The organism is Mesorhizobium yinganensis (genome assembly GCF_040081985.1).
GTDB classification, from domain to species: domain Bacteria; phylum Pseudomonadota; class Alphaproteobacteria; order Rhizobiales; family Rhizobiaceae; genus Kumtagia; species Kumtagia yinganensis.
In genome coordinates, this window is record NZ_JBEBMH010000003.1 from 156,325 (window position 1) to 181,954 (window position 25,630).

25 protein-coding genes are annotated in these 25,630 nt (G+C 63.3%); 14 read left to right on the plus strand and 11 right to left on the minus strand.

The window, feature by feature from the left end; all coding sequences use genetic code 11:
• Nucleotides 1-4: 4 nt before the first annotated feature.
• Together ABMA59_RS07880 and ABMA59_RS07885 are read left to right on the plus strand one after the other, a co-directional pair.
• Nucleotides 5-1,282 (plus strand): polyhydroxyalkanoate depolymerase, encoded by a 1,278-nt coding sequence (locus ABMA59_RS07880; RefSeq protein WP_349004787.1) that lies wholly within the window; start codon nt 5-7, stop codon nt 1,280-1,282.
• 202 nt (nt 1,283-1,484) lie between these two features.
• The gene (locus ABMA59_RS07885) at nt 1,485-2,108 is read left to right on the plus strand and encodes a transglutaminase-like cysteine peptidase (RefSeq protein ID WP_425475876.1); all 624 of its coding nucleotides are present in this window, start codon (nt 1,485-1,487) and stop codon (nt 2,106-2,108) included.
• 144 nt (nt 2,109-2,252) lie between these two features.
• On the opposite strand, the gene ABMA59_RS07890 is transcribed toward ABMA59_RS07885, so the two are convergent.
• The gene (locus ABMA59_RS07890; RefSeq protein ID WP_349004789.1) at nt 2,253-3,782 is read right to left on the minus strand and encodes a YifB family Mg chelatase-like AAA ATPase; all 1,530 of its coding nucleotides are present in this window, start codon (nt 3,780-3,782) and stop codon (nt 2,253-2,255) included.
• Between the two features lie 297 nt (nt 3,783-4,079).
• Here ABMA59_RS07890 and ABMA59_RS07895 point away from each other — a divergent pair, with 297 nt between their 5' ends.
• On the plus strand, nt 4,080-4,388 hold the full coding sequence (locus tag ABMA59_RS07895; RefSeq protein ID WP_349004790.1) for a hypothetical protein: 309 nt from the start codon (nt 4,080-4,082) through the stop codon (nt 4,386-4,388).
• 36 nt (nt 4,389-4,424) lie between these two features.
• Here the strand turns inward: ABMA59_RS07895 and gshB are convergent, their stop codons facing one another.
• Together gshB and ABMA59_RS07905 are read right to left on the minus strand one after the other, a co-directional pair.
• Nucleotides 4,425-5,387, minus strand: a complete 963-nt coding sequence (gene gshB / locus ABMA59_RS07900) for a glutathione synthase (RefSeq protein WP_349004791.1) — start codon at nt 5,385-5,387, stop codon at nt 4,425-4,427.
• A 134-nt stretch (nt 5,388-5,521) separates the two neighbouring features.
• Nucleotides 5,522-6,778: an SGNH/GDSL hydrolase family protein gene (locus tag ABMA59_RS07905; protein ID WP_349004792.1), complete on the minus strand. Its 1,257-nt coding sequence runs from the start codon at nt 6,776-6,778 to the stop codon at nt 5,522-5,524.
• Between the two features lie 284 nt (nt 6,779-7,062).
• Here ABMA59_RS07905 and ABMA59_RS07910 point away from each other — a divergent pair, with 284 nt between their 5' ends.
• From ABMA59_RS07910 to ABMA59_RS07950, 9 genes are all read left to right on the plus strand, one after another.
• Entirely contained in the window at nt 7,063-8,316 is a 1,254-nt protein-coding gene (locus ABMA59_RS07910; RefSeq protein WP_349004793.1) for a glycosyltransferase family 2 protein, read from the plus strand.
• Nucleotides 8,316-8,720, plus strand: a complete 405-nt coding sequence (locus ABMA59_RS07915; RefSeq protein WP_349004794.1) for a GtrA family protein — start codon at nt 8,316-8,318, stop codon at nt 8,718-8,720. The genes ABMA59_RS07910 and ABMA59_RS07915 overlap by 1 nt, the downstream gene beginning before the upstream one ends.
• Nucleotides 8,721-8,809: 89 nt before the next feature.
• Complete coding sequence (locus ABMA59_RS07920; protein WP_349004795.1) at nt 8,810-10,615, plus strand: GtrA family protein; 1,806 nt, start codon at nt 8,810-8,812, stop codon at nt 10,613-10,615.
• Between the two features lie 117 nt (nt 10,616-10,732).
• Nucleotides 10,733-12,079: a putative bifunctional diguanylate cyclase/phosphodiesterase gene (locus ABMA59_RS07925; protein WP_349004796.1), complete on the plus strand. Its 1,347-nt coding sequence runs from the start codon at nt 10,733-10,735 to the stop codon at nt 12,077-12,079.
• Between the two features lie 133 nt (nt 12,080-12,212).
• A complete protein-coding gene (locus ABMA59_RS07930; protein ID WP_349004797.1) occupies nt 12,213-12,980 on the plus strand; it encodes an SDR family NAD(P)-dependent oxidoreductase in 768 nt (255 codons plus the stop codon).
• A complete protein-coding gene (locus ABMA59_RS07935; RefSeq protein ID WP_349004798.1) occupies nt 12,977-13,924 on the plus strand; it encodes a 2-dehydro-3-deoxygalactonokinase in 948 nt (315 codons plus the stop codon). Before ABMA59_RS07930 ends, ABMA59_RS07935 begins: the two co-directional genes overlap by 4 nt.
• Complete coding sequence (locus tag ABMA59_RS07940) at nt 13,921-14,559, plus strand: 2-dehydro-3-deoxy-6-phosphogalactonate aldolase (protein WP_349004799.1); 639 nt, start codon at nt 13,921-13,923, stop codon at nt 14,557-14,559. Before ABMA59_RS07935 ends, ABMA59_RS07940 begins: the two co-directional genes overlap by 4 nt.
• Before the next feature lie 63 nt (nt 14,560-14,622).
• Nucleotides 14,623-15,321 (plus strand): MBL fold metallo-hydrolase, encoded by a 699-nt coding sequence (locus ABMA59_RS07945; protein ID WP_349004800.1) that lies wholly within the window; start codon nt 14,623-14,625, stop codon nt 15,319-15,321.
• A gap of 13 nt (nt 15,322-15,334) precedes the next feature.
• On the plus strand, nt 15,335-16,399 hold the full coding sequence (locus tag ABMA59_RS07950) for a D-alanine--D-alanine ligase family protein (RefSeq protein ID WP_349004801.1): 1,065 nt from the start codon (nt 15,335-15,337) through the stop codon (nt 16,397-16,399).
• Between the two features lie 34 nt (nt 16,400-16,433).
• Here ABMA59_RS07950 and ABMA59_RS07955 read toward each other — a convergent pair whose 3' ends face one another.
• The 6 genes from ABMA59_RS07955 to ABMA59_RS07980 all read right to left on the minus strand — a co-directional run bounded on the left by ABMA59_RS07955 (nt 16,434) and on the right by ABMA59_RS07980 (nt 21,314).
• Nucleotides 16,434-16,883 carry a DoxX family protein gene (locus tag ABMA59_RS07955; protein ID WP_349004802.1) on the minus strand — a complete coding sequence of 150 codons (450 nt, stop codon included), beginning with the start codon at nt 16,881-16,883 and terminating at the stop codon, nt 16,434-16,436.
• 141 nt (nt 16,884-17,024) lie between these two features.
• A complete protein-coding gene (locus tag ABMA59_RS07960) occupies nt 17,025-18,023 on the minus strand; it encodes an Ldh family oxidoreductase (protein WP_349004803.1) in 999 nt (332 codons plus the stop codon).
• On the minus strand, nt 18,020-18,829 hold the full coding sequence (locus ABMA59_RS07965; protein ID WP_349004804.1) for an ABC transporter permease: 810 nt from the start codon (nt 18,827-18,829) through the stop codon (nt 18,020-18,022). Before ABMA59_RS07965 ends, ABMA59_RS07960 begins: the two co-directional genes overlap by 4 nt.
• On the minus strand, nt 18,829-19,539 hold the full coding sequence (locus ABMA59_RS07970; RefSeq protein WP_349005213.1) for an ABC transporter permease: 711 nt from the start codon (nt 19,537-19,539) through the stop codon (nt 18,829-18,831). The genes ABMA59_RS07965 and ABMA59_RS07970 overlap by 1 nt, the downstream gene beginning before the upstream one ends.
• A 126-nt stretch (nt 19,540-19,665) precedes the next feature.
• Complete coding sequence (locus ABMA59_RS07975) at nt 19,666-20,457, minus strand: transporter substrate-binding domain-containing protein (protein ID WP_349004805.1); 792 nt, start codon at nt 20,455-20,457, stop codon at nt 19,666-19,668.
• A 44-nt stretch (nt 20,458-20,501) separates the two neighbouring features.
• A complete protein-coding gene (locus ABMA59_RS07980) occupies nt 20,502-21,314 on the minus strand; it encodes an ABC transporter ATP-binding protein (protein ID WP_349004806.1) in 813 nt (270 codons plus the stop codon).
• Between the two features lie 216 nt (nt 21,315-21,530).
• Between ABMA59_RS07980 and ABMA59_RS07985 the strand changes: the two genes are divergently transcribed.
• Nucleotides 21,531-21,683, plus strand: a complete 153-nt coding sequence (locus tag ABMA59_RS07985) for a hypothetical protein (protein WP_349004807.1) — start codon at nt 21,531-21,533, stop codon at nt 21,681-21,683.
• A gap of 79 nt (nt 21,684-21,762) precedes the next feature.
• Here the strand turns inward: ABMA59_RS07985 and ABMA59_RS07990 are convergent, their stop codons facing one another.
• Both ABMA59_RS07990 and ABMA59_RS07995 read right to left on the minus strand, forming a co-directional pair.
• Entirely contained in the window at nt 21,763-22,689 is a 927-nt protein-coding gene (locus tag ABMA59_RS07990) for a hypothetical protein (protein WP_349004808.1), read from the minus strand.
• 177 nt (nt 22,690-22,866) lie between these two features.
• A complete protein-coding gene (locus ABMA59_RS07995; protein ID WP_349004809.1) occupies nt 22,867-23,109 on the minus strand; it encodes a DUF433 domain-containing protein in 243 nt (80 codons plus the stop codon).
• Nucleotides 23,110-23,303: 194 nt separating this feature from the next.
• Between ABMA59_RS07995 and ABMA59_RS08000 the strand changes: the two genes are divergently transcribed.
• The gene (locus tag ABMA59_RS08000) at nt 23,304-25,628 is read left to right on the plus strand and encodes a P-loop ATPase, Sll1717 family (RefSeq protein ID WP_349004810.1); all 2,325 of its coding nucleotides are present in this window, start codon (nt 23,304-23,306) and stop codon (nt 25,626-25,628) included.
• Nucleotides 25,629-25,630 lie beyond the last annotated feature (2 nt).

Genomic DNA, 25,630 nt, shown 5'->3' on the forward strand with positions numbered 1-25,630 from the left:
TGGCATGTTCTACCAGATGTATGAGATGAGCCACGCCGCGATGCAGCCCTATCGGGCCTATGCGGATGCTGTCCGGCTGTTCTACTCGAACCCGGTCAACCCGCTGTCGCACACCACGTTCGGCCGCTCCGTGGCTGGCATGGCCGAGCTCTTCGAGCGTAGCACCCGCCGCTACGGCAAGCCCGCCTTCAACATCGAAAAGACCATCGTCGACTGGAAGACGGTCGCGGTGGCCGAGAAGACCGCGTGGTCGCGTCCCTTCTGCAACCTGATCCATTTCGTGCGCGACCTGCCTGCGCGGCGCAAGACCGACCCCAAGTTGCTGATCGTGGCACCGATGTCCGGCCACTATGCGACGCTGCTGCGCGGCACGGTGGACGCCATGCTGCCGCATGCCGACGTCTACATCACCGACTGGACCGACGCACGCATGGTTCCGGCCACGGCGGGCGGCTTCGACCTCGACGACTATGTCGACTATATAGTCGACATGCTGCACGCGCTCGGGCCGAACACCCATGTCATGGCGGTATGCCAGCCCTCGGTTCCCGTGCTCGCCGCGGCGGCGCTTATGGAAGCGCGTGGCGACCACTTCGCGCCTTCGACCATGACGCTGATGGGCGGCCCGATCGACACCCGCCGCAATCCGACCGCCGTGAACCTGCTCGCCCAGGAAAAGGGCATCGACTGGTTCCGCGAGAATGTGATCATGCCGGTGCCGTGGCCAGCGCCTGGCGTCATGCGCGACGTCTATCCAGGCTTCCTGCAGCTTTCCGGCTTCATGGGCATGAATCTCGACCGCCACATCACGGCACACAAGCAGTTCTTTATGCATCTGGTGAAGAATGACGGCGACAGTGCCGAAAAGCACCGGGACTTCTACGACGAATATCTGGCTGTCATGGATTTGACGGCCGAATTCTACCTCCAGACGGTGGACACCGTATTTGTCCGCCATGCCCTGCCCAAAGGCGAGATGATGCATCGCGGCACGCCTGTCGACACCGCCGCGATCCGCAACATCGCCCTGCTCACGGTCGAGGGCGAAAATGACGACATTTCCGGCATCGGCCAGACGAGGGCTGCCCACGATCTCTGCGTCAACATTCCGGACGACATGCGGGCTCACTACATGCAGCCAGCCGTCGGCCATTATGGCGTGTTCAATGGCTCGCGCTTTCGCGCCGAGATCGTGCCGCGCATCGTCGACTTCATATCGAGCTACGGCAAGGAGAACCGTGCGCCCCTGCGTCCGCGCCTTGTCCGTACCGCGAAAGCCTGACCCCCATCTGCTTCTCGACCGATTGACAGGTCCGAACGGCGGCTCCTGCCTGCTTTGTGGGCGAGTCGGGCGGTAGCCTGTTGCAGATTCGTCGCGGCCACGTCGCGGCGGTAACCATCCTATGAAACTGTTCTCTTGGATGAATTGACTTGCCCGGCAAATGGACCTTAACGTTTTGTTAAGGACAAAGGGCGAGTGGGCTATGCAATCCTCTCCGCGGACAAGGCGCACGGCGATGCGCATCGGGTTTCTGGTGGCTTCGGCGATCGGCACGCTGACCGCCGGCAATGCTTTTGCCTCCGAACCCATGATCACGGGCGGCCTGACCTCCCAGCCGATCGGTCACTACGAATTCTGCAAGGCCAATCCCGCGGAGTGCTCGATCCGGCCGCGCGACCGCGGGCCGGAGCGTATCTCGGGCGCGCTGTGGAGCCAGCTTGTCAGCGTCAATGCGAGCGTAAACGCGGCCGTCAAGCCGATGAACGACCTCGACATCTATGGCAAGGACGAAGTGTGGGCCTATCCGGACCAGGGTGTCGGCGACTGCGAGGACTATGTTCTGGAGAAGCGCCGCGAATTGCAGCAACGTGGCCTGTCGCTTTCCAACCTGCTGGTCACCGTCGTGCGCAAGCCCGATGGAGAGGGCCACGCGGTGCTCACCGTGCGCACCGACAAAGGCGACTTCATCCTCGACAATCTCACCAACTCGGTTCGCGACTGGAGCCAGACCGGCTACCGCTTCCTAAAGAGGCAGGCCTCGAACCATACCGGCCGCTGGGTGACCATCCGCGAAGGCTCGGCGCCGCTGGTCGGCTCGGTGCAGTAAGCAAGCCTGGTCGGCTCCACGCTGATCGGCCATATCATGATTATCCTCGCACTTCCGGTCGCCGGGCTCTCCGTGCATCCGGATTTACGCACGCTTCTGTCCGCGCCAGCTTGCTCAAGAGCAAGAATGGGCCGCGAATAGTTCCTAGGCCGCCTGTGCCAGCCTCTCTGCGGCAATGCGGTAAGAAATAGCCTCGGCAAGGTGGATGCGACGAACGGTTTCGCTGTCGTCAAGGTCGGCCAAAGTGCGCGCCACTTTCAGTACCCGATGATAGGCCCGCGCGGAGAAACCAAGTTTCTCGCTGGCGTCACGCAGCAAGGTCTCACCCGCCCCGTCGGGGCGGGCAATCTCCTCGACCAATGCGGTTGGGCAATGCGCGTTGGTGGTGACGGACGCGCCGATCTCCTCGAAACGCCGGCGCTGGATGGTTCTCGCGGCGGCGACGCGCCTGGCGACATCGGCGCTTGCCTCGGATTTCGCAGGCCGGATCAGGTCGCTGGCACTGACGGCGGGCACCTCGATCCTGAGATCGATACGGTCGAGCAGCGGCCCGGAGATGCGCGCCTGATAGTCGGTCCGGCAGCGGTCGCCGCGCGCGCAGCGGAAGCCGGGTTCGCCGGACATGCCGCACCGGCACGGGTTCATCGCGGCGATCAGTTGCATCCGCGCCGGATAGGTGACACGGGTGTTGGCGCGCGCGATCACGCATTCGCCGGTCTCGATCGGCTGGCGCAGCGAATCCAGCACAACCGGTGAAAATTCGGGGAACTCGTCTAGGAAAAGAACGCCGTGATGCGCCAGCGACACTTCGCCGGGGCGTACGCGCTGGCCGCCGCCGACCATTGCCGCCATGGACGCGGAGTGATGCGGCGCGCGGAACGGCCGGCGGTTGGTCAATTTGCCGCCCGCCAGTTCGCCGGCGATCGACGCCACCATCGACACTTCGAGCAGTTCCTTCGGCGACAGCGGCGGCAGGATCGACGGCAGCCGCTGCGCGAGCATCGATTTTCCCGATCCGGGCGGACCGACCATCAGCAGGTTGTGTCCGCCGGCGGCCGCCACCTCCAACGCCCGCCGCGCCGTCTCCTGGCCCTTGATGTCGGCAAGATCCGGAAGGTCGTCGGCCGGTACTTGCACCTTGGCTTCCGGCCGCGACAGCACCTGCGTGCCGCGAAAATGATTGGCGATGGCGACGAGGCTGCGCGGCGCCAGGATTTCAATCTCCTCGCCGGCCCAGGCGGCTTCGGAGCCGCAAGCCGAGGGGCAGATTAGGCCCTTGCCGTCGGCATTGGCGCCGATGGCAGCCGGCAGCGTGCCGGCAACGGAGGCGATGGTGCCGTCGAGCGACAGTTCGCCTAGAACGACGTAGCCCGCCAACGCATCGCCCGGCACGGCGCCGAGCGCGGCCATCAACCCCAGCGCAATCGGCAGATCGTAATGGCTCCCCTCCTTCGGAAGATCCGCAGGTGCCAGGTTGACCGTCACCTTCTTCGCCGGCATCGACAAGCCGGAGGCATGCAGCGCCGCCTGCACCCGCTCGCGGCTTTCGGCAACCGCCTTGTCGGGAAGCCCGACGATATGGATGTTCGGCTTGCCCGGCGCGATCATCACCTGCACGTCAACGGGAACCGCCTCGATCCCCTGGAACGCCACCGTGCTTACGCGCGCCACCATACCGCCCTCCCAATCCCTCGGTCGCCGCGCCTCGGGTCGGATTTCCCTGCCGCCAACAAAGCACGGCTTGCCGGATAAATCAAGAACAAGACAGGAACAAATACGTCATGCAGATTGCAGCGAGTCGCGCGGACGCAACGACCGGGCGCGGAGCAGCTCGCTGGACCGATCGATGCGGTCGAATGTCGCGCGATCACGAAGCCGAATTTGCGAACCATTTGCGGCGCCGAACGTTGGGCCACCGTTGCAACGTGCCGGTGGCGCGTATGCTGCCGGCATCACCGAAAGGAAGCTGTCATGAGAACGCAACTGCTCATAAGCGGTGCGCTGCTGGTCGCGCTTGCCGGCATCGCCAAGGCGGACGACCACCTGGTCCAGGCATTGGAGCATGGCCTCACCCTGGACAGCCAGCCGTTCCAGGAGAACAAGGCCGGCCGCAGCGGCGACCTCGCGCCGGGGCAAGGCAGCCCGTTTGCAGGCGAGGAAACCAAGACGCCCGCGACGGACACAGAGGCTGCCAACGCTCATGCAAAGGTGAAGGAGCGGGAGCCGAAGTCGCCGCCGGCCTCCCATCGCGAGGGCGGGGCTAGCATGGCCAGACGGTAGCGCGGGCGTCGCCCCGCTGCCCACGTCAGGCGCGGGTCAGGACAAAACCCGCGCTTGCTTCGCCCGCTTGTTCTCCACCGCATCCCAGAACAGCGCGGCGATATCGGCGCCGCCAAAACGCTTCACCTCGCGCACGCCGGTCGGCGAGGTCACGTTGATCTCCGTCATGTAATCGCCGATCACGTCGATGCCGACGAGGATGAAACCGCGTTCCCTGAGCGAAGGGCCGATACGCGCGCAGATCTCGCGCTCGCGCTCCGTCAGCTCGGTCTTCTCGGCCCGGCCGCCGACATGCATGTTGGAGCGCGAGTCATGTTCGGCCGGCACGCGGTTGATGGCTCCGGCCACTTCACCGTCGATCAGGATGATGCGCTTGTCGCCCTTGCGCACGTCCTTGAGGTAGCGCTGCACGATGAACGGTTCGCGGAACATCTGCGCGAACATTTCGAGCAGCGACGCCAGGTTGCGGTCGGCCTCGTGCAGGTGAAAGATGCCTGCGCCGCCATTGCCGTAAAGCGGCTTTACGATGATGTCGCCATGCTCCCTGCGGAAGGCCGCCACCTCCTGCGGATCCTTGGTGATCAGCGTTTCCGGCATCAGGTCCGGGAATTCGGTGACGAAGATCTTTTCGGGACTGTTGCGCACCCAGGCCGGGTCGTTGACCACCAGCGTATTCGGATGGATGCGCTCGAGGATATGCGTCGTGGTGATGTAGTTCATGTCGAAGGGCGGGTCCTGCCGCAGCAGGACGACGTCCATCTCCGACAGGTCGGTCCTGACCGGCTCACCGAGCGAAAAATGGCTGCCCTTCTCGTCGCGCACGGTCATTTCCTCGACACGCGCAAAAACCTTCCCGCCGGCCAGCGTGAGCCGGTCGGGCGTATAGTGGAAAAGCGCGTGGCCGCGCCGCTGCGCCTCCAGCGAGAGCGCGAAAGTTGTGTCGCCGGCGATGTTCACCGTCGACACATGATCCATCTGGACGGCGATCTTGAGCGGCATGAGGCCCTTCCGCGTTGCGTTGCCCGTTTCCGCACCGCATGTATCGCGTCCGGACCATCCTGCCAATCGGCCAGCCTACGGCCAACGCGGTCCAGGCCGGCGGCGGCCCGCCGATGCGAGACGCCGCCGAGAAATCACTCGGCAGTCAGAAGCTTGAGGTCGATCGAATTGGCCATGGCGTCATACCCCGCCGCATTCGGATGGAGGTGGTCGCCTTTGTCGAATTCCTTTTTGATGTAGCCGGGCTTGGTGGGATCGACGACCACCTTGTCGAAATCGATGACACCGTCGAACTCGTTGCTGCTGCGGATGAATTCGTTGACGGCGAGCCGGATCTTCTCCTTCTCAGGCGTGTAATAGCCTTCGAACGGTGTCCCGGCGAAGGAATCGCCGAACGGCGTCAGCGTCGCGCCGATGATGCGCATGCCGTCCGCATGAGCACGCGCGATCAATTGCCGGTATCCGGCGATGATGTCGTCGGCCGTGGGCTCCGGATCGTGCAGCGCCAGCCCCGAACCCGGCCAGCCGATGTCGTTGATGCCCATCATCAGGACGACGGTGTCGGCGTTCGGCTGGTTGAGCACGTCGCGGTCAAAGCGCGCGAGCGCGTTGACACCCATGCGGTCGCTAAGCACCTTGGCTCCCGAAATGCCTTGATTGAGCACGGCGACCGGCGGGCCGCCCGCTTGCGCCAGCCGTTCGGCCAGCGTGTCCGGCCAGCGGTCGTTGCCGTCGACGGTCGAGCCGTCGCCATCGGTGATGGAATCGCCGAACAGCACGATGGCGCGGGCGTCATCCGGAGCCTCGACCATGATGCCCGTCAGGAAGGCGCGCTGCGTCTGCTTGGAATCGGCCTTCAGGTCCTCGTCCGCGACCTTGTTGCCGGCGGCGATGAAGGCGGTCTGGTGGCCGTCCCAATGCATCGTCGTCGTCGGCGCGCTTTCCGGGAAGAACAGGCTGACGGAGACCTCGGAGAGCGGTTCCACCTTCAGGTCGATGGGATCGCTGATCACCGGTGCGCCGGGCGGAATGGTGATCGACGGGCTGCCGCTGAAGGTCACGGCCTTGCCGGTCCCCGGCTGGATCGCGGCGCCATCCTTGGTCACGCCTATCTGCGCGGCGCCGATCTTCAGCGGCAGCTTGCCGTATTCGTTCGATACGATGATGCGGACCTTGTCGCCGCCGATGCTGACCCGTGCGACCTGCCTTATCGTATGGTTCCAGAGATTGGCCTGCATGCCGAGCGGCACGGCGAAATCGGCCTCCCAGGCCGGTTGGGCGCTGGCGGTCCAGGTGCCGATCCAGTCGTCGTTTTCCTGCGCGGTCGCCAAACCGACAAGCGATACCGCGAGTGCGGCGCCCGCCAGGGCGGTCGTCATCATCTTCCTCATGGTTTCCTCCAGGCGCGGAGCTGCGCCGATGCTTGGGTTAAGTCTTTGGTTATTGCCCCCGCAACGATGATGTCAGCCGGCGAAATCTTGTCAATTCGACTTCGGCAGCAGAAAACCATGGCGGTGCTGACAAAAACCTGCCGCCACTCTCGACCGAAACGAAATGCGAAGTTGAGGCAAAGAATTAACAGGACGCCAATCACTCTGTGTTTAGGTCCGATCCAACGGCAGAGGCGGTGAAGCCCGCCACGGCCGCATGTTGATCGGAAAGAGTGGAACACGCCATGAATGCAGTCGCGGCAAAGCGGCGCGAAGATCACGCCGAGTTCGATGACCCGGCGGAACTGGAGCTGACCATCCTCATGCCGTGCCTGAACGAGGCCGAGACCCTCGCCATGTGCATCGGCAAGGCGCGCGCCTATCTGATCGGCGCAGGCATATCAGGCGAGGTGCTGATCGCCGACAATGGCAGCATCGATGGTTCGCAGGACATCGCCAGGGGCCTCGGCGCGCGTGTCGTCCCAGTTCCGCAGAAGGGTTACGGCGCCGCATTGCTCGGCGGGATCGCCGCGGCGCGGGGCCGTTTCATCATCATGGGCGATGCCGACGATTCCTACGATTTCAGCGCGCTCGACGCCTTCGTGACGCGGCTGCGCAACGGCGCCGAACTGGTGATGGGCAACCGTTTCCAGGGCGGCATCGAGCCCGGCGCCATGCCGCCGCTGCATCGCTATCTCGGCAACCCGGTTCTCTCCTTCATCGGCCGCCTGTTCTTCCGGATCGGCGCCGGCGACTTCCATTGCGGGCTGCGCGGCTTCAATGCCGCGCGCATCCGCGAACTCGACCTGCGCACGACCGGCATGGAGTTCGCCAGCGAAATGGTGGTGCGCAGCGCGCTGGCCGGCCTGCGCATCGAGGAAGTGCCCACCACGCTGAAGCCGGACGGGCGCAGCCGCCCGCCGCACCTGCGCACCTGGCGCGACGGCTGGCGGCATCTCAAATTCCTGCTGATGTACAATCCGCGCTGGCTGTTCGTCATTCCGGGGCTCAGCCTGTGCGGCCTCGGCGTGGTGCTGGCGGCGGTGCTCTTCTTCGGGCCGCTGCAGCTCAACAGCACGATGGAGCTCGACCTCAACACCTTCCTGGCGGCCTGCTTCATGATCGTCACCGGCGTCCAGCTCGTCAGCTTCGGCGTGCTGTCGCGTTACTATGCCGACCTCACCGGCATCCTGCCGAGGACGCCGTGGTCCGACTGGCTGATGCGATCGATCAGCACGGACCGGCTGGCGCTCGACGCCGCCATCTGTTTCTTCGCCGGCGCCGGCTTCTTCGTCTACGCGCTGATCTCCTGGGGCAAGCTTAGCTTCGGGCCGCTGTTCGATTCGGAAATACCACGCATCGTCGTGCTGGGTCTTACCCTTATCGTCATAGGGCTGCAGGGGTTCTTCTCGGCCTTCCTGCTTGGCGTTCTGGAGATCCCGGTGGTCCGCGACAAGCTTGCGCCGGTACTGAAGCGTCAGACCGCGCAGGGGGTCTGATGGACATGCTGCGCTCCGCGCTCCGCTTCAGGCTGGTGCGTTTCGTCACCGTCGGGGTGGGCGCGGCGGCGCTGCTGTTCGCTCTGTCCTATCTGTTCGTGCGCCTCGGCATGTCGCCATTCACGGGCAGCATCGCCGCCTACGCGATCGCGTTTGCCGTCGCCTATACCTGCCAGCATGGCTGGACTTTTGGCGGCAAGCACGATCATTCGCACGCTTTGCCGCGCTATCTCGCCGTCCAGCTCGGCTGCGCGCTGATCTCCGGCCTCGTCGCGCATGTCGCCGTCGAGCGGTTCGGCGCATCGCCGCTTGCCATGTCGATAGCGGTCACCGTGGTCGCCAGCGCGGCAAGTTACGTCCTGTCGACAGTCTGGGTATTTCCCAGCCGGGCAGATCGTCGTTGATTATTCAGAGGGGCAGGCTGTCGCGCTTTACGGAATCTTGAAGCGAAAACGTTAGCACTCGAGCCCGGAGCACCAGTCAGGAACATTGCATGGTGAACGCCACGACGCTCGCCGCCGCGCGACCATCACGCCTCGAAGGCTGGAAGGCCGACCTGGGGGCGAGCCTGCTCGTCGCGTTGCTGCTGGTCCTGGTGCAGGCGGCGAACGGCTTCCCTACGCTGTTCGATTCCGCCGGCGACAATGACGGCATGATGCGGCTGGCGCAGATCCGCGACTGGCTGGACGGGCAACCGTGGTTCGACCTGCATCAATACCGCATGGGGCCGGAAGGCGGCTTCGTCATGCACTGGTCGCGAATCGTCGATGCGCCGGTCGGCGCGATCATGCTGGCGGTGGCGGGGCTGACCGGCAGCATGGCTACCGGCGAGATGGCGGCTGAAATCGTCTGGCCGGCGCTGCTCAGCGTTGCAGCGCTCTTCCTGCTGGTGCGGGCGTCGCGGCTGCTCGCCGGTCCCGACACGATGCTGCCGGCGCTGGTGATCGGCGCCATCACGCTCAACGCCATGGGGCTGTTCACCGCCCGGGCGCTCGACCACCACAATCTGCAGCTCGTGCTCGCGCTTGGCATGGTGACGCTGCTCATCGCGCCGGGGTGGCGCAGGGCGGCCGGCAGCGGAGTCTGCGCGGCCGTCATGCTGGCGGTCGGTATGGAGACCGCGCCCTATGTCGCCGTGGCGGGAGCCTGCACGGCGGCCACGCTCCTGTTCACGCAGGAGAGATATGCGAGCACTGCGACGGGCTTCGGCCTGGGTTTCGCCGGCGCCGCGGTCGTCCTGCTTGTCGTCACCGTGCCGCCATCGTCGTGGTGGATCGCGCAATGCGACGCCTATTCGGCGCGGCTTGGCGTGATTGCCGTTCTCGGCGGCCTTGGTCTCGCGGCGACAACGGCAGTCACTGTTTCGAAAGGGATTCCGGCGCGGCTTGCCGGCCTTGCGGTGTTGGGACTGGCGGTAGGCGTCACCGCGATCCTGCTTGCGCCGCAATGTTTTGGCGATCCCTATGCCGATCTCGACCAGAGGATGCGCGATTTCTGGCTGAACTCGGTCAGCGAGGCGCAGCCCTTGTGGCGCATCGTCGAACTGCAGCCGGCGAACATCGCCCAGAACTACGTTACGCCTCTGATCGCCATGGGCGTGCTTTTCACGATGATCCGGCGTGGCGGCGGGCGGCGGGCCGAATTCATGCTGCTGGCTTTCCTGGCCGCGGCGACGGCGGTCAGCGTCTGGCAGATACGCGGCACCAGCTTTTCCCTGCCTTTCGCCATTATCCCGTTGGCTGCGCTGGTCGCTGCCGCGCGACGCGAGGCGCAGCAGCGCACGGCGAAGGCGACCCTCAAGATGGTCGGTGCCTGGCTGGTCTCGTTGACGCTGGTGTGGGGCACCGGATCGAATGCGATCGCCAATGTGATCGCACCGAAACGCAACGCCATCGCTCAAGCCGGGGAAGGCGGCAAATCGAGCTGCACGGCCGATGCCACCTATGCCTTGTTGGCCAAGCAGCCGCCGACCACGGTGCTGGTGATCTCCAACCTCGGCGCGCCAATGATCGCCACGACACCGCATCGTGTGCTTGCCGGTCCCTATCATCGCAACAATGCGGGCAATGTCGCAGTGCTCGACGCCTTCATGGCGACGCCCGAGGAGGCACGCACTGTCATGCGGCGGGAAAAGATCGGCCTGCTCGCCTTCTGTCCGGGCAATGACGAGACCGGCTCGCTTGTTGACTGGGCGCCAAATGGCCTGATGGCGGAGATCGTCAACGGAAATCCGCCGTCCTGGCTGGAGCCGATCCCCGAGACGCTGGGCCAGCCGCTCGTCCTCTATCGTGTCCACTAACACGGAATCCCCAGCGCCCGGAGCGCGACTGGGCAATAGGGCAGGAACGAAAATACCTTTCATCAAGCTTTTGCTGGCACTGTCGCGCCGCAACAAGTGCGTGCGACAGGAATTTTGATGCAGCCGTCCTTCGCCCAGGCCCCGGACCGCAGCGAAGGCGCCGATCTGGCCTTCACCGATCCCTTGACCGGGCTTGGCAACCACCGGCGCTTCTTCGGAAAGATCGACCGGCTGATCGGCGACAGGGCCGACGACCCGGCGCCGTTCGCCGTCTGCATTCTCGATCTCGACGGTTTCAGGCCGATCAACGACCTGTTCGGCCGCAAGGCCGGCGACGAGATACTTGCCCAGGTGGCGATGCGGCTGCGCGCGGCGACCGATGCCGGCTCGACGGTGGCGCGCGTCGGCTCGGACGAATTCGCCTTCCTTTATCCGATGGTCTTCTCCGAGGAAGCCGCGGCCGAGCGTGCGCGCATGCTGATCGAGATCCTTTCAGCCCCCTACGACGTCGGCGACCGCACCGCACGGCTTTCCGCTTCGGTGGGATGTTCGCTGTTCTTTTCCGGCGAAGAGACGACGGAAATCCTCGTCGACAAGGCCGAGACCGCGCTCTACCTCGCCAAGCGTTCGGGCCGCGGCAAGGTGATCGTCTACACCAGCGAGATGGAGGCTGCCGCCAAGCGCGTCACCCATATCGAACAGGCATTACGCCGCGCCGTTTCGGCGGGCGAGGTGGAACCACATTTCCAGCCGATCATCGATCTCGCGACCCGGCGGATCCGAGGCTTCGAGACCCTGGCGCGCTGGACCGACCGCGATCTCGGCGTGGTGTCGCCGGGCGTCTTCATCCCGATCGCCGAGGAGCGCGGCATCATCGGTCCTCTCTCGCAACTCGTCCTGCGCAAGGCGGCGGAAGCGGCGCGCAACTGGCCGACCGATCTCTTCCTCTCCTTCAACCTCTCGCCCTCACAACTGGTCGACCAGAACACCGGGCTGCATATTCTTGCCATCCTCGATCGCACGGGCTTCAACCCGCGCCGGCTGGAGATCGAGATTACGGAGACCGGGCTGATGAACGACCCGGTGTCGGCCGCCAAGATCATCACGGATCTGCGGCGCTGCGGCATGCGCATATCGCTTGACGATTTCGGCACCGGCCTGTCGTCGCTCGGGCGGTTGCGTGAATTCCATTTCGACAAGCTGAAAATCGACCGCAGCTTCGTCGCCTCCATCCTCGACGACCGGCCGTCGGAGCACATCATCCGCGCCATCCTTTCAATGTGCGAGGGGCTCGGCATGGAAGCGGTGGCGGAAGGCATCGAGAAGGAGGGGCAAGCGGCGCGGCTCACCGAATTCGGCTGCCAGGGCGGCCAGGGGTACCTTTTCGGCCGCCCCGCCAGCGCCGAGACGACGCTCGGCGTCCTGCGCGATTCAGTCCGGGGCGCCGCGTCCACCTCCACGTGAACAGCCGTCATGAGCAGATTCGCCGGCGGGTGACGCAAGACGGCGAAAATTCCGGAAAATTTCTGTCGCGCCGGGCGCCTGCGCGGTCTATTGGTTGGCCCCCGCATTTTTTTCCAGCCTCAAGAGTATTTCCATGTCGCATCCGGCCCGATACGCCGATCTCGAGGGAGCGGCCGTGCTGATCACCGGCGGCGGTTCCGGCATCGGCGCAGCGCTTACCGAAAGTTTCGTGGCGCAGGGAGCGAAGGTCGCCTTTATCGACATTGCGGACGGTCCAAGCGAGGCTTTGCGCGACCGCATCGGCAAGACCTACGGCTCGACGCCGCTGTTCATCCGCTGCGATCTGCGCGACATCGGGGCGTTGCACGACGCAGTGAGGCAAGCCGAGACAGCGCATGGCGCGGCGACCGTGCTGATCAACAATGCCGCTTTCGATGAGCGGCATGACGTCGCCGACGTGACCGTCGACTATTGGGACACCAACCAGTCGATCAATCTGCGCCCCCACTTCTTCACCGCCCAGGCGGTGACGCCGGGGATGCGGGCGGCGGGACGCGGCTCGATCATCAACTTCACCTCCACCTCCTTCCTCATCAACCACCCCGACATGCCGTCCTATACGGCCGCGAAGGCCGGCATCATCGGCCTCACCAAGGGGCTCGCGGGAAAACTCGGCCCCTGGAACATCCGCGTCAACGCGGTGGCGCCGGGCTGGGTCATCACCGAGCGCCAGCGCAGCCTGTGGGTGACCGACGAGGCACTGGCCGCGCATGTCGCGCGCCAGTGCATCCGCGAGGTGATGAAACCGGAGGACATGGTCGGCCCTTGCCTGTTCCTCGCCTCCGAAGCGTCGCGCATGCTGACGGCCCAGACCATGATCGTCGACGGCGGTTTCCTGTGAGCAAGGCCGGCGAGCCAGCGGTCGCCGTCGCCGACTGGGGCACGACGCGGCTGCGCGTCTGGCTGCTCGACGCTGCCGGCAACGTCTTCGCCGAGCGGCGGAGCGACGAGGGCCTGCTATCCGCCCAACCCGATCGCTTTGGCGACATTCTCGAGCGGCAACTCGGCGACATGGGTGCGCCCGCCACGCTGCCGGTCATCATCTGCGGCATGGCCGGCTCGCGCCAGGGCTGGGCCGAGGCGCCCTACGCCACGGTCCCGGTCTCGCTCGCCGAGATATTCGGCGCGGCCGTCAGCGTGCCGCGGACGAAGCGCGACATCCGCATCGTGCCCGGCCTGGCGCAGCGCGACACGGCCGCGCCGGACGTCATGCGCGGCGAGGAGACGCAGCTTGCCGGCGCGGCAGCCAGCCTCGGCTTCGGGCGGCATTTCGTCTGCATGCCCGGAACGCATTCGAAATGGGTCGAGCTCGTCGATGGCACGGTGACACGTTTCCAGACCTTCATGACCGGCGAGCTGTTTTCCGTGCTGTCGGCGCAGTCCATTCTCAGCCACTCGATCGGCACGGAGACGAAAGTCGCCGCCGACAGGCCGGCTTTCATCGACTGGTGCAGGAATGCGGTTTCCGCTCCGGCGCCGGTGGAGACGTCCCTGTTCCGCATCCGGGCGGCAACGCTGTTGCACGGGCTACAGCCGGCCGATGCCGGGGCGGCCTTGTCGGGCCTGCTGATCGGCTCGGAGATCGCCGCGGCAAAGGCGCGGTTCGCGCTGGACGGCGGGCCTCTCGTGCTCATCGCCTCCGGCGCCATGCATGCGCTTTATGCGGCGGCGCTGGGTTTGGCAGGCTTCGAAATAAAGACTGTTGACGCCGACGACGCGGTGCGTGCGGGTTTGGCCGAGACAGCGAGATATTTCGGAATGATGACCGGCGAGGGCGCCGCATGAGCCAGCCATTCCCAGCCTTGCACCGCAATCTGGTCGCGATCCTGCGGGGGTTGCGCCCTGACGAGGCCGCCGAGGTTGGCGCCGCCGTTTTCGAGGCCGGCATCGAGGCAATCGAGGTTCCACTCAATTCGCCCGATCCGTTCCGATCCATCGAGACGCTGGTCCGCGGCCTGCCCGCTGCCGCGCTGATCGGCGCCGGCACCGTGCTGAAAGCCGAGGAGGTCGACCGCCTGCACGGCGTGGGCGGGCGCCTGCTGGTCAGCCCCAATATCGACGCCGACGTGATGCGCCAGGCAGGCAAACACGGTCTCGTCACGATGCCCGGCGTGTTCACGCCAACGGAAGCATTTCTGGCACTCAAGCTCGGCGCGTCGGCTCTGAAATTCTTCCCGGCGAGTGTGCTCGGGGCAGTAGGCATCGCCGCGATCAAGGCCGTCCTGCCGGCGGACGCGACGGTCGGCGTGGTTGGCGGCGTGTCGGATGCGGATTTCGCCGCCTATGCCAAGGTCGGCGTGCGCACCTTCGGCCTGGGTTCCAGCCTCTACAAACCCGGCATGAGTCCTGCCGCGGTCGGCGAGCGGGCCGTCGCCGCCGTCAAGGCGTGGGACGCGGTGTTCGGTCAAAACCCCGCCTGAGCCGAGATGCCTGCGGGAAAATCCGGCTCCCGCGAATGGGCCGATTTGATTGGCGCGGCTAGTATGACCGCGACCGAAATTGCGCCCGGCATCCTTCGGCTCACCGAGGAAATCGTGTCGGGATCGGAACGATCCTTCTTCTACCTGATCCAGGGCAGCGAGGCCGATTGCCTGATCGACGGTGGGTGGGGATTTGGTACCGGCCTTGACGGGTTTCGGGCCAATCCGGAAAAGCCGCTGCTGGCCGTCGCAACCCACAGCCATTTCGACCATATCGGCCTGCTTCATCTGGCCGAACGTCGTTACGGGCACCGCGCCGAAGCCGCGGTCTTCGCCGACCCCGATCCGGTGACGACGCAGGCGCTGCCGTATCTTGCCGACCGGCCGGTGCTGACCGGCAGCGGAACCGTCGAACCAGCTTCCATTCGTCAGACAGCCTGTCCGATCGACGTTTTCGTCGAGAATGGAGACACGGTCGATCTCTGCGATCGGCGCCTGACCGTCCTGCATACGCCCGGCCATTCTCCCGGTTCGCTGTCGCTGCTCGAGGCAGATTCCGGATTGCTGTTCTGCGCCGACACCGTCCATGACGGCCATATCTGGGACGATATCCCCGGAGCCGACCGAGCCGCGCTGCTGATGTCGCATGAACGGCTGGCCGAGGTCGATTTCACGCGAGCCTGCCCCGGCCATGGTGCCATTCTGCCGCGCGCCGCCTTCCTCGACCGGATCGCGCGGTATCGCCGGCAAGCCGACGCCTGAGGGATTTTTATCGATGCCGCTGCCGCAGCTCGTGCTGGTCTACGAACCGGAAGACGCCTGTCGCGCTCTGCTGGCCGCGCAAGGTTTTTCGGAACGTCACGCGCTGGAGATATCATCCTATCTCGCGCAGAGCACGGACCTTGCCCTCGAGTTCGAGGCGATCAAGGAAGCCTGCGGCAAACGCGGCATCCGCTTCGTTGCGACGGCCCTCGGTGACGCCGGTCCGGTGCTTGCCAGTGCCGATCCGGGGACGACGCTGGTCTGGACGCTGACCGACGGCGTCGCCTATTTTCGCGGCGGCGCAGCGCCGGCCTTGGCGCGGCTTGCAGGTCTTTCCACAATCGGCGCCGACGATTCGCTGTTCGCGCTTTGCCAGGACAAGTTTCGCTCCGGCGCGGTGCTCTGCGCCCTAGGCCTACCAGTCCCGCCGGCCGGTCTGGCGCGCGACGGAGAATGGCTGGCCGCGCCGCCGGCTTCGACCTCCGGCTATTTCACAAAACCCAACCGGCTTGGCGCCAAGATCGGCATCTGGCCAGACTCCCGCTGCGGGCAAGCCGATGACGCACTGGCGATCAGCCGTCGCGTCTTTTCAGCCTATCGCGACGACATCGTCGTCCAGCCCTATGTGGCCGGGCGCAATGTGCGCGCCAGCTTCCTCGCCGTCGATCCCAGCGCGGGGATCGAAGCGCTCGGCGCGTTCTTTGTCGATTCCGGCGGCGATTTCCAGACTATGGCCGAATCCATGGCGCTCTATGGCGACACAGGAGCCACAGCAAAGGTGGAGGGCGCCTATGTGGAGCCGGAACTGGTCGCTGTCGCAGAGGGCCAGCCCGAAGCTGACCGCCGCATCCGCAGAATTGCCGCTGCTCTCATGCAGGGCCTTGGCCTCCGGGATGTCTTTTCGATGGACTTCCGCGTCGAGCAGGACGACACGGTGCATCTCATCGAATTCGAGGTTTGCCCGGGCCTGCCCTGCTTCGACTTCCGCGCCTATTGCGCCGCGCAGTGGAACCTGTCGCTACCGGACGCAATCGCGGAAACAGCGGCGAGGCGGCTTATCTCAACCGCCTCGACCTGAACGGTCTCGCCTCCATGGCACGGCAGACGGGTCGTCAGAATTGACGGCCGAGTTTTGCGTCAACGGATTGGCGATTGGCGCCGCGCACGGCGAAAAAGATGAAGATCGCCGCCCACAGGATCGACTTCTCCGCGCCGGAATAGCCCTGGCCCAGCGTGATCCAGTGGAACCAGACCGTGACCAGCAGAACGATCGCCGCCGCGACAGCGGCCGGCCGCGTCAGGAAACCCAGCGCGATGAAGATGCCGCCGAAAAATTCCGTCGCCGACAGCAGCGGCGACCAGAACACGCCGGGATAGAAACCCAGTTTCTCCACCATTTCCACAGCACCGAACGGATTCATGATTTTCGGAGCGCCATGGGTGACCAGAGCAAGGCCGGCGACGACACGCAGCAAGGTCTCGACGCCCTCATGCAGGGACGCATAGAGTCTGCCCAACGGCGGGATCATCAGGCGGGTGGACGAATGGGCGGCGTCGGTCATCAGTTGGATCGCTCCGGTTGCTTTGCCGCAACAAACGAATCCCGACAACGTTCGTCAATTCACACCATTTGACGATAAGTTGAATATCTGAAGTGAGGTTCCCTGCAGGGCAATGATCGGCCGGCCTTGGGAAAGGTCAGCCTATCCGGTAATACGCTCGTAAACCGCTTTCGGCACGGTCATGCCGGACAGTCGGGCTGCGACTGATGCCTTGGCCTTGCCCGGGCCGGGTATATGGACCCCGTACTCGCCGGACAGGCGTTCGAGTTGCGCCGCCATGCGCGCCGAGAAGTCCGGGTCGATCAGTGCCGGCGCGATGGCCAGCACGAACAGGCCCGTGCCGGGGTTCTCGTTGCCCTGGGAGATCGAGGCGGCGTCGAGCGACCATTTAGCTCCCGACACGCCGGCCGACAGGACCTCAACCATCAGCGCGATGTTGGCGCCGCGCGCACCGCCGAATGCTAGCAATGCACCGGTCATCGCCTTCTCCGGATCGATCGTCGGATTTCCCTCCGCGTCCAGGGCCCAACCGGGCGGGATAGGTCGGCCTTCCCGCGCCGCCTGCCGGACATTGACGAAAGCCGTGGCGCTCGACGATTGATCGATGAGCAGCGGCGGGCCGCCTGCCACGGGCGCCGCAAAGGCCATCGGATTGGTGCAATAGACGGGGCGCGTCCCGCCGGAGCCGACAAGCAGGGCCGGCCCGTTGGTGGCGGCGAACCCGACCAGCCCCACCTCGGCCAGCCGCGCCGCGAACGGGCCGAGCGCGCCGCAGGTATAGGCGTTCTTCTGGACGAACAGCCCAAGGCCGAAGGTTTTCGCCGTCGACACCAGATCGTCGAAAGCACGGTCGAAGCCGGGATGCGCCGCCCCGCCCCTGGCGTCGGACAGGATGATCGCCGGCGCCGGGCGGGTGATCAGCGGCGTCGCCCGCCCGTCGATGCGTCCTTCACGCAGCGAATCCAGATAGTCGATAAAATGCCCGAGCCCGACGGATGCCTGACCCTCCGCCTCGGCACGCACCGCCGCCCGGGCGATCGACGCCGCCAACTCCGGATTGGCGCCTGCCCGCACCGCCGCCGCCTCGCAGAGCCGCAGCCCCTCGTCGATCTGAAGTGTGACCGTGTCGACTGAATTCATCCGAGTCTCACCGGGATACGCGCCTCGAGTTTGCGCAGGAGAAGAATCAGGATGCCGGTGATGGTGATGTAGACCAGCGCCAGCAATAGCAGGGGTTCGTAGATGATATAGGTCTCCTGGCGGACGCGCGAGGCCACGCCGTAGATATCCATCATCGTGATCGTCGCCACCAGCGGCGTCGCCTTGAGCTGCAGGACGGTTTCGCCGGCCAGGGTCGGCAGCGCCCGGTGCAAGGCCTGCGGCAGCCAGATGCGGCGGAAGATGGTGAAGCGCGACATGCCGAATGCCCGCCCCGCCTCGAGCTGCCCGCGCGGCACGCCGGCAAAGGCGCCGCGCATCACTTCTCCCTCATATCCGGCAAAGGAGAGGGTCAGCGCCAGCAGGCCGTAGGGCCATGCCTGGCGAAGGATCGGCCAGAGGAATGAATCCCTTATCCAGGGGAATTGCGGAAACAGCGATCCCAGTCCGAAATAGAGCAGCCAGAGCTGCAACAGCAGCGGCGTGCCGCGGATGATCGTGCAAAAGGCCAGTGCCGGTATGCTCAGTATCTTCGGCCCAGTAACCTGCACGAAACCCAGCGGGATCGCCAGCGCGAGGCCGAATGCACAGGACAGCACCAGCAGCCAGATCGTGCGCCAGATGCCTTGCGCGGCGAGGCCGAGATAATTCGGCAGCCAGTCCCAGCGCAGCGCCACGATGCAGTAGATCACGATCGCCAGCGCGATCAGGATCAGCACGATGCGGTGCGGCTGCAGCCAGCCGAGCGCGCGCTGGAACCTGGTCCTTTCGGTCAGCGCGCTCTCCATCAATGCGCTCCCGCCATGGAGGGCATGCCACGCCGGACCCGGCGCTCGATGCGCGCGATGATGACGTTGGAGACAAGGGTCAGCACGAGATAGAGCGCACCGGCCGCGATGAAAAAGGTGAAATAGGATTTTTCCGCGCTGCCAGCGTTGCGCGCCATCTGGGTCAGTTCGTTGACACCGATCAGCGCGAGCAGCGCCGTATCCTTTGTGGCGATCAGCCAGAGATTGGCGAGCCCCGGAATGGCAAAGGGCAGCATGGCCGGGATGGTTATGCGCCGCAGCAACAGCGCCGGCGGCATGCCATAGGCGCGCGCCGCCTCGATCTGTCCTTGTGGAATGCCGAGAATTGCACCGCGCAGCACCTCGGTCGCATAAGCACCTTGGACCACGCCCAGAACCCCGATTCCGGCGGGAATACCGCCAATGTCGATCGGCCCCAGGCCGATCGCTTCGAGTGACTGGTTAATCAGGTCGGTGCCGGCGTAGAAGATGATCAGCACGAGCACAAGATCCGGTATCGCCCGAACCAGTGTCGTGTAGATCGCCCAAAGGTCGCGCGCGACCGGGCCTCCGTAGAGTTTTCCGTAGGCGCCGCAGATGCCGATCAGAAGACCGAGGCCGAAGGCGCCGAACGCGACGGTGACGGAGTTCAGGAAGCCGTAGAGAAGGCTGGCGCCCCGCCCCGGCGGTTCGAGCGCCAGAAGCTCCAGCGAACTGGCGCCAAACCACGTAACAACAATTTCGCTCAGCTCGCTCTCCCTCCTCGGGATCACAATGACGCGGCCCAGGTGGCCTCCGCGCCGGTTCCCTGACGCGGTGGCCGATCGAAACGAGGATCAATTCGCCTGGGGCGCCGTGCCGTAGACGTCGAAGTCGAAATATTTCTTGGTGATCTCGGCATATTTGCCGTTGTCGCGGATCGCCTTGATGCCGGCGTTGATCTTGTCCTTCAACGCCGCGTCGTCCTTGCGCAGGCCGGCGCCGACGCCGGGGCCGAGTACTTCGTCGTCAGGTGCGACGTAACCCTTGAGATCACAGCAGCCCTTGCCGGTGTCCGATTTCAGGAACGAGTCGAGGGCGATCGAATCCGCCTGCGTGGCGTCGATGCGGCCCGCTACCAGATCCTGGTTGGCCTCGTCCTGCGTCTGGTATTCCTTGATCTCGGCCGCCTCGGTGAAATGCTTCTTGGCGTAGGCGGCATGCACGGTCGACACCTGCACGCCGATGATCTTGCCCTTCAGGCCCTCCGGCGTGGCGTCGAACTTGGCGTCCTTCGAGCCGATCACGGCGGTGGGGGTGTTGTAATATTTGTCGGAGAAGTCGATCGTCTTCTTGCGTTCGTCGGTGATCGACATCGAATTCATGATCGCGTCGATCTTCTTCGATGTCAGCGCCGGGATGATGCCGTCCCACGGGATGGGGGTCAGCGTGCAGGTCAGCTTCTCCTCGGCGCAGATGGCCTGGATGATCTCGACTTCCCAGCCGCCCCAATTGCCGGAGGCGTCCTGCGACCAGAACGGCGGATAGGCCTCGGGCGAGAACCCGACCTTGATCTCTTCGCCCTGCGCCGCGCCCGCGCCGATGGCCAGCCCGACGGCCGTGGCCAGCACTGCCAGAATCTTCTTCATATCAAAACATCTCCCTTTTTGTTTTTGGTTCCCTTCTCCGCCGCTCAGTGAATGTTGCGGAGAAACTGTTTGAGGCGCTCGGATTTCGGCGCGCCGAAAAGCTGGTCCGGGGGGCCTTCCTCCTCGACCAGCCCGTTGTAGAGGTAGACGACGTGGGTCGCGACCTTGCGGGCGAACTTCATCTCATGGGTGACCAGCACCATGGTGCGGCCCTCCTTCGCCAGGTCGGCGATCACCTTCAGCACCTCGCCGACCAGTTCCGGATCGAGCGCCGAGGTGGGCTCGTCGAACAGCATGACACGCGGCTGGATGGCGAGCGCCCGGGCAATCGCGCCGCGCTGCTGCTGGCCGCCGGACATGAAGGCCGGATAGACGTCGCGCTTCTCCGCCAGACCGACGCGGTCGAGCAGTCTTTCCGCCGTCGCAACCGCCTCGTCGCGCTTGACGCCGAGAACGTGGATCGGCACCTCGATGACGTTTTCGAGCAGCGTCATGTGGCTCCACAAGTTGAAGTTTTGGAACACCATGCCGAGTTTCGAGCGGATGCGCTCGATCTGCCGGCGGTCGGCCGGAACCGAGCCGCCATGCCCGTCGGGCTTCAGCTTGATCTCCTCGCCATTGACCCGGATGATGCCGCTGGTCGGGTTCTCCAGACAGTTGATGCAGCGCAGCAGCGTCGACTTGCCCGAGCCGCTGCCGCCGATGATGGCCACCACCTCGCCGTCGCGGGCCGACACCGACACGCCCTTCAGCACATGCAAGGGGCCGAATTTCTTGTGAAGGTTCTCGATATGGATTGCTTCGGCAGGCCCGTCGCCGCCGGACCCCGCTGAGGTATCGATCCCTGTGGCGGTCATCGGCGACCGCTCCCATCTGCAACCATGAAACGCCGGTGCACTTTTTACGCAACCTTGGCTTTGTTCCCCGGCGCAGAATGGACTTTCCCGATCGCCTCCGTCAACCCGGCTTCGCCGATGCCGTTTCGCCCGGATTCTCCCTGCCCGCGCGCTTGAGGTTGTGTTCGCGGGCCGATGCTTTTAGGCAAGGGGCTGGACAAGAAAAAGGAGAAGCCGATGCCGAGGCCGCCGAACTACAATCACGAACGCAAGGAACGCGAACGCATCAAGGCCGAGAAGAAGGCGGAAAAACTGGCCGCCAAGGCTGCGCGGAAACAGTCGGAGACGGAAGCCGAGCAAAGCACCGAGGAAGAACAGGCGGAGCGCTGACAACGGATATCGCCACCGCGCGGCGGAAAATCCGCGCCGGCCATCGTTTCCTCGGTGTCGAGTCGCACAGGTGGCGTTGTCACGACGTGTCGGGCGACTGGAGCACCCAGCAGGCGAGCCCGTGGACGACGTCCAGAACCTCATGGACGTCATGGGTGGGTTTTGGGCGCCAGCCCGGCGGGCGGCCGGGTTTCAGAGGCCAGGTTCGGCGAGCCCGGCCCGGCCTGGGAGGGTCTCCGCTCCGCGCTGTCGCCGCTTTGCGCATTCTGCGCCGCGCGCCGATCGCGGCGAGCATTTTGTCATGCTCGCTCATCGCGTCGGGGTCTCCGTCCCCAGCGGTCATCGCGTCGCGAGTTTTCTTATCCTGCGCGCTTACCGCGTCGCGCCGCGCCTGCCAGCGGGCAAAACGTTTGGCCTGGCGCGGCAGGTCGTCGAGGGTCGCGGCCAGCGTCTGAAGGCGCAAGGCCAGCCGCGACGCATCGATCGGGTCGTTTCGCGAGGCAGGCGGGGGTACGGGAACCGGCTCGCCGAAGCCGGCGATGGAGATGCGCGGCACGCCGCAGGGTGCCGGCCGCGAGGGCCGGCGGTTCCAGGGCGGCAGCGGATCGAACAGCGGCAGCGCCGGGACGCGGCGGACTTCCAACGGCCCGATACGGCGGAATTTGCGCCGGCCGAGCTTTTTCGGCTTCGGTTCTCGCGGACGCGGCGGCGGCAAGACCAGCCCGCGCGCCGCCACGACGATCAGCCTGCGCGCCGCCGCCTCGGCCGGACGCAGCAGTTTGAGGATGGCCCGGTGGAGATGGCGGGGGAGGGTAAGTGCCGGGGACCGTTTACTTTTTTCCGCCAGCACCTGCCTTGAAGCGGCCGCGCCTTTCCGCGGAAACAAAGTAAACTGTCCCCCAGCGCCAACGCTTCCCCCGGCAGCCAGCCCGGCCATGCCGACAAGCATGGCAAGGATGCGCTTCAAAGCCTCCCGGTTCTTGTCGATCGCCGCATTCCAGTCCATCGCCACCGCCTCCTTTCCAGCACGGGCGGGGGGATTGTCGCGGAGGTTGGGAGGGGCGGGGACAGGTCCGGCGAAAATAATCCTGACGGATGCTGACAAGGCTCGGCGAAGCTAATCGCCGCCTGTGGCTAAATCATCGACACCGGCGATAACTGGGGCTCTAGTCGAACAACAGCTTCACGCGGCAGTCACGATGCGGCGCTCGCGGTTGGCAGCATAGGCAAGGGCGGCGCGGATGTCGTCCTCGGTGAGTTCGGGAAAGTCGGCGATGATGTCGTTATGCGACATTCCAGCAGCCAGCGAGCCCAGAATGTCGGCCACGGCGATGCGCATGCCACGAATGCAAGGCCACCCGCCGCGCTTGCCGGGCTCTTGGGTGATAATGTGTTCATAGGCGGTGAACACAGGAGCTTGTAACATGGCGCACATGCTCCCGACAGCGTCGATCCAACGAGTACACCATCTCGACTTCAGTCTGCCTTATAAGGGTTTTCCACACCGAACTGATTTAAGTACCTCTAAGCGCCCGCTGACGAGATCGTCCACGTTGCATTCACTTTGTTTGCGCCTATTCTCAGGAGGTAGGATTCGTGTATGGGCTGAGGTAGACAATAATGGCAAGAAAAAATGCCGGTGCATTCTTTGCGTTTCCGGCAAGTCCAGAGGATTTGCGTTCCACGATAGAGGCTGCAATCGTTCGTGCAAATCGAGCCGCATACTCCGCAACAGTTGGATGGCCTGATCTCGGGATATTTGGCCAATCAATCCCTGACGAGGTCAGAGCCTCAATTAACAATGCTGGTGCATTTGTATTTGACATAACGCAGCCAAATCTTAATGTTTATTATGAAGCCGGATTTGCAATTGGACTTGGTTTACCAATTGCCCCGGTCGTCAATTCGTCTTTCATCGGCGCTGTCGAAAATGTGCAAAGAGACGGACTTTTTGACAATGTCGGGTACAAGAAATATGATAACAATGAGCACCTTGCAGGTATATTGCTGAACCTTCCATCCGAAAATTTACTGTCTTTATATGGTCGCGATCTTGATTCTCAGCAACCGTTATTTTTTCTTGATACACTTCGGAAGACTGATTTTCGAAATTCCATTGTCTCAGCTATCAAGGGCTCTAAGGTACATTTTCGGAGCTTTGATCCTGTAGAAATTCCAAGGTTTTCGGTAGTACCGATTATCGCCCAGATCACTGCGTCCGCAGGTTTGGTGGTCCCACTTCTTCCCGCCCACGTCGAAGATTCTTGGCGGCACAACCTGCGCGCCGCCTTTATCGCCGGCATGGGGCACGGTCTGGATCGAGATACACTCATTATCCAAGCAAGGCGTTTTGATGAAATCGCCCCTGCGGATATTCGCGAGATCATTACGCCGGTCACCGACGAAAAATCGATTGCGGTAGCGGTCGAGAGTTTCGCGAAGACAGCACTGCTGGCGAGTCAATCGATAAAGAGACGGCAGGCAGACACCACAAAGTCCGCACTTCAAAGACTGACGCTCGGATCGTCGGCCGCAGAGAACGAGTTCCGCACGTTGTCAAGCTATTTTGTTGAGACGGCTGAGTTCGTCCGGACCTTGCGCGGTGAGGTCTCGGTTGTTGCAGGGCGCAAAGGGTCCGGGAAGACAGCGATATTTTTCCAAGCCAGGGATAGCTTTCGAGAAGCGAAATCATTTATCGTTACTGATCTTAAGCCAGAATCGCATCAGTTGACCTATTTTCGCGAGGAGTTACTTAAGATAATAGACGTAGGAGCATTTGACCATACGATAGCTGGATTTTGGTACTTTTTAATACTGTCTGAGATATTATTGACAATTTCTGATGACCTTGAGCGACGAGCACGTTTTAATAGCACCGAACTGGAGAAACTTAACGAAGTGCAAAGACTTTTAACTCTGTATGGCGTTGTGGAAAGCGGAGACTTCACGGCTCGCATAAATAGACTTGCGCGGCATATTCTTCAGGAAGTCCAAGCTCTACATAAGAGTGGGAAGGCGCTTTCACCCGAGACTTTGACCAACATTGTGTTTCGCGGCGGCGTTCATGAATTGCGCAGATCCATCGAGAAATATGCGCGACCTGGTGAACAAATGATTGTTCTCTTTGATAACATCGACAAGGGGTGGCCATCCGCTGGCGTTCAAAGCATTGACATCCGACTTGTTCGTTTGCTTTTGGAAGCTCTTGAAAAAATAAAGAGAGACTTCTCCGCTGCACACAGGGAATTTATGTCTGTAGTATTTTTGAGAAACGACATCTATGAGATGTTGGTGGACACTACCCCGGATAGAGGAAAAGCGGGACAGGTTCGTATCGATTGGACTGATCGCGCTAAATTGAAGCAGGTTATTTTTCTTAGACTTAGAGCGTCGCTGAAAGATCAAAAGAGTAGCTTTGAAACCATCTGGGCTCGGTTTTTTCGCAAGATAGTTCTTGGACGGGATACATTTGAGTATTTTGTAGACCACTGCCTTATGCGGCCGCGATTTCTTATCAACATCATCGAGAATGCGATTTCAAATGCGATCAATCGAGGGCATTCTATTGTAGATGACGGGGATTGTATTGATGCAGTGCGGCAACACTCCCTATACCTTGTGGACGATTTTGGATACGAGATTCGCGATGTGTCTGGCCTTTCCGCAGAAATACTTTACTCACTTGTAGGCGTTGAAAAACAAATGAGTAAGAGTGATTTTGTTCGGCGGTTTGGTGACTCGGGCCTAACAAGCGAAGAGGCCGAAAAGGCGTTTCATCTTATGCTTTGGTATGGGGTTGTCGGGATCATTTCTAAATCAGGGGAGGAGCGTTTTATATACGACTACGAATACAACATGAAACGATTAGGTGCTGAAGCACGAAATCTCGGTGACAATGCCATATATGTGACAAATCCGGCGCTCCATGTTGCGTTGGCTGGGTAGGC

Bases quoted from the DNA above. Each gene is read 5' to 3' on its own strand.
- ABMA59_RS07880 (WP_349004787.1), top strand. From the start codon at position 5: ATGTTCTACCAGATGTATGAGATGAGCCACGCCGCGATGCAGCCCTAT.
- ABMA59_RS07885 (WP_425475876.1), top strand. From the start codon at position 1,485: ATGCAATCCTCTCCGCGGACAAGGCGCACGGCGATGCGCATCGGGTTT.
- ABMA59_RS07890 (WP_349004789.1), bottom strand. From the start codon at position 3,782: ATGGTGGCGCGCGTAAGCACGGTGGCGTTCCAGGGGATCGAGGCGGTT.
- ABMA59_RS07895 (WP_349004790.1), top strand. From the start codon at position 4,080: ATGAGAACGCAACTGCTCATAAGCGGTGCGCTGCTGGTCGCGCTTGCC.
- gshB (WP_349004791.1), bottom strand. From the start codon at position 5,387: ATGCCGCTCAAGATCGCCGTCCAGATGGATCATGTGTCGACGGTGAAC.
- ABMA59_RS07905 (WP_349004792.1), bottom strand. From the start codon at position 6,778: ATGAGGAAGATGATGACGACCGCCCTGGCGGGCGCCGCACTCGCGGTA.
- ABMA59_RS07910 (WP_349004793.1), top strand. From the start codon at position 7,063: ATGAATGCAGTCGCGGCAAAGCGGCGCGAAGATCACGCCGAGTTCGAT.
- ABMA59_RS07915 (WP_349004794.1), top strand. From the start codon at position 8,316: ATGGACATGCTGCGCTCCGCGCTCCGCTTCAGGCTGGTGCGTTTCGTC.
- ABMA59_RS07920 (WP_349004795.1), top strand. From the start codon at position 8,810: ATGGTGAACGCCACGACGCTCGCCGCCGCGCGACCATCACGCCTCGAA.
- ABMA59_RS07925 (WP_349004796.1), top strand. From the start codon at position 10,733: ATGCAGCCGTCCTTCGCCCAGGCCCCGGACCGCAGCGAAGGCGCCGAT.
- ABMA59_RS07930 (WP_349004797.1), top strand. From the start codon at position 12,213: ATGTCGCATCCGGCCCGATACGCCGATCTCGAGGGAGCGGCCGTGCTG.
- ABMA59_RS07940 (WP_349004799.1), top strand. From the start codon at position 13,921: ATGAGCCAGCCATTCCCAGCCTTGCACCGCAATCTGGTCGCGATCCTG.
- ABMA59_RS07945 (WP_349004800.1), top strand. From the start codon at position 14,623: ATGACCGCGACCGAAATTGCGCCCGGCATCCTTCGGCTCACCGAGGAA.
- ABMA59_RS07950 (WP_349004801.1), top strand. From the start codon at position 15,335: ATGCCGCTGCCGCAGCTCGTGCTGGTCTACGAACCGGAAGACGCCTGT.
- ABMA59_RS07955 (WP_349004802.1), bottom strand. From the start codon at position 16,883: ATGACCGACGCCGCCCATTCGTCCACCCGCCTGATGATCCCGCCGTTG.
- ABMA59_RS07960 (WP_349004803.1), bottom strand. From the start codon at position 18,023: ATGAATTCAGTCGACACGGTCACACTTCAGATCGACGAGGGGCTGCGG.
- ABMA59_RS07965 (WP_349004804.1), bottom strand. From the start codon at position 18,829: ATGGAGAGCGCGCTGACCGAAAGGACCAGGTTCCAGCGCGCGCTCGGC.
- ABMA59_RS07975 (WP_349004805.1), bottom strand. From the start codon at position 20,457: ATGAAGAAGATTCTGGCAGTGCTGGCCACGGCCGTCGGGCTGGCCATC.
- ABMA59_RS07980 (WP_349004806.1), bottom strand. From the start codon at position 21,314: ATGACCGCCACAGGGATCGATACCTCAGCGGGGTCCGGCGGCGACGGG.
- ABMA59_RS07985 (WP_349004807.1), top strand. From the start codon at position 21,531: ATGCCGAGGCCGCCGAACTACAATCACGAACGCAAGGAACGCGAACGC.
- ABMA59_RS07990 (WP_349004808.1), bottom strand. From the start codon at position 22,689: ATGGACTGGAATGCGGCGATCGACAAGAACCGGGAGGCTTTGAAGCGC.
- ABMA59_RS07995 (WP_349004809.1), bottom strand. From the start codon at position 23,109: ATGTTACAAGCTCCTGTGTTCACCGCCTATGAACACATTATCACCCAA.
- ABMA59_RS08000 (WP_349004810.1), top strand. From the start codon at position 23,304: ATGGCAAGAAAAAATGCCGGTGCATTCTTTGCGTTTCCGGCAAGTCCA.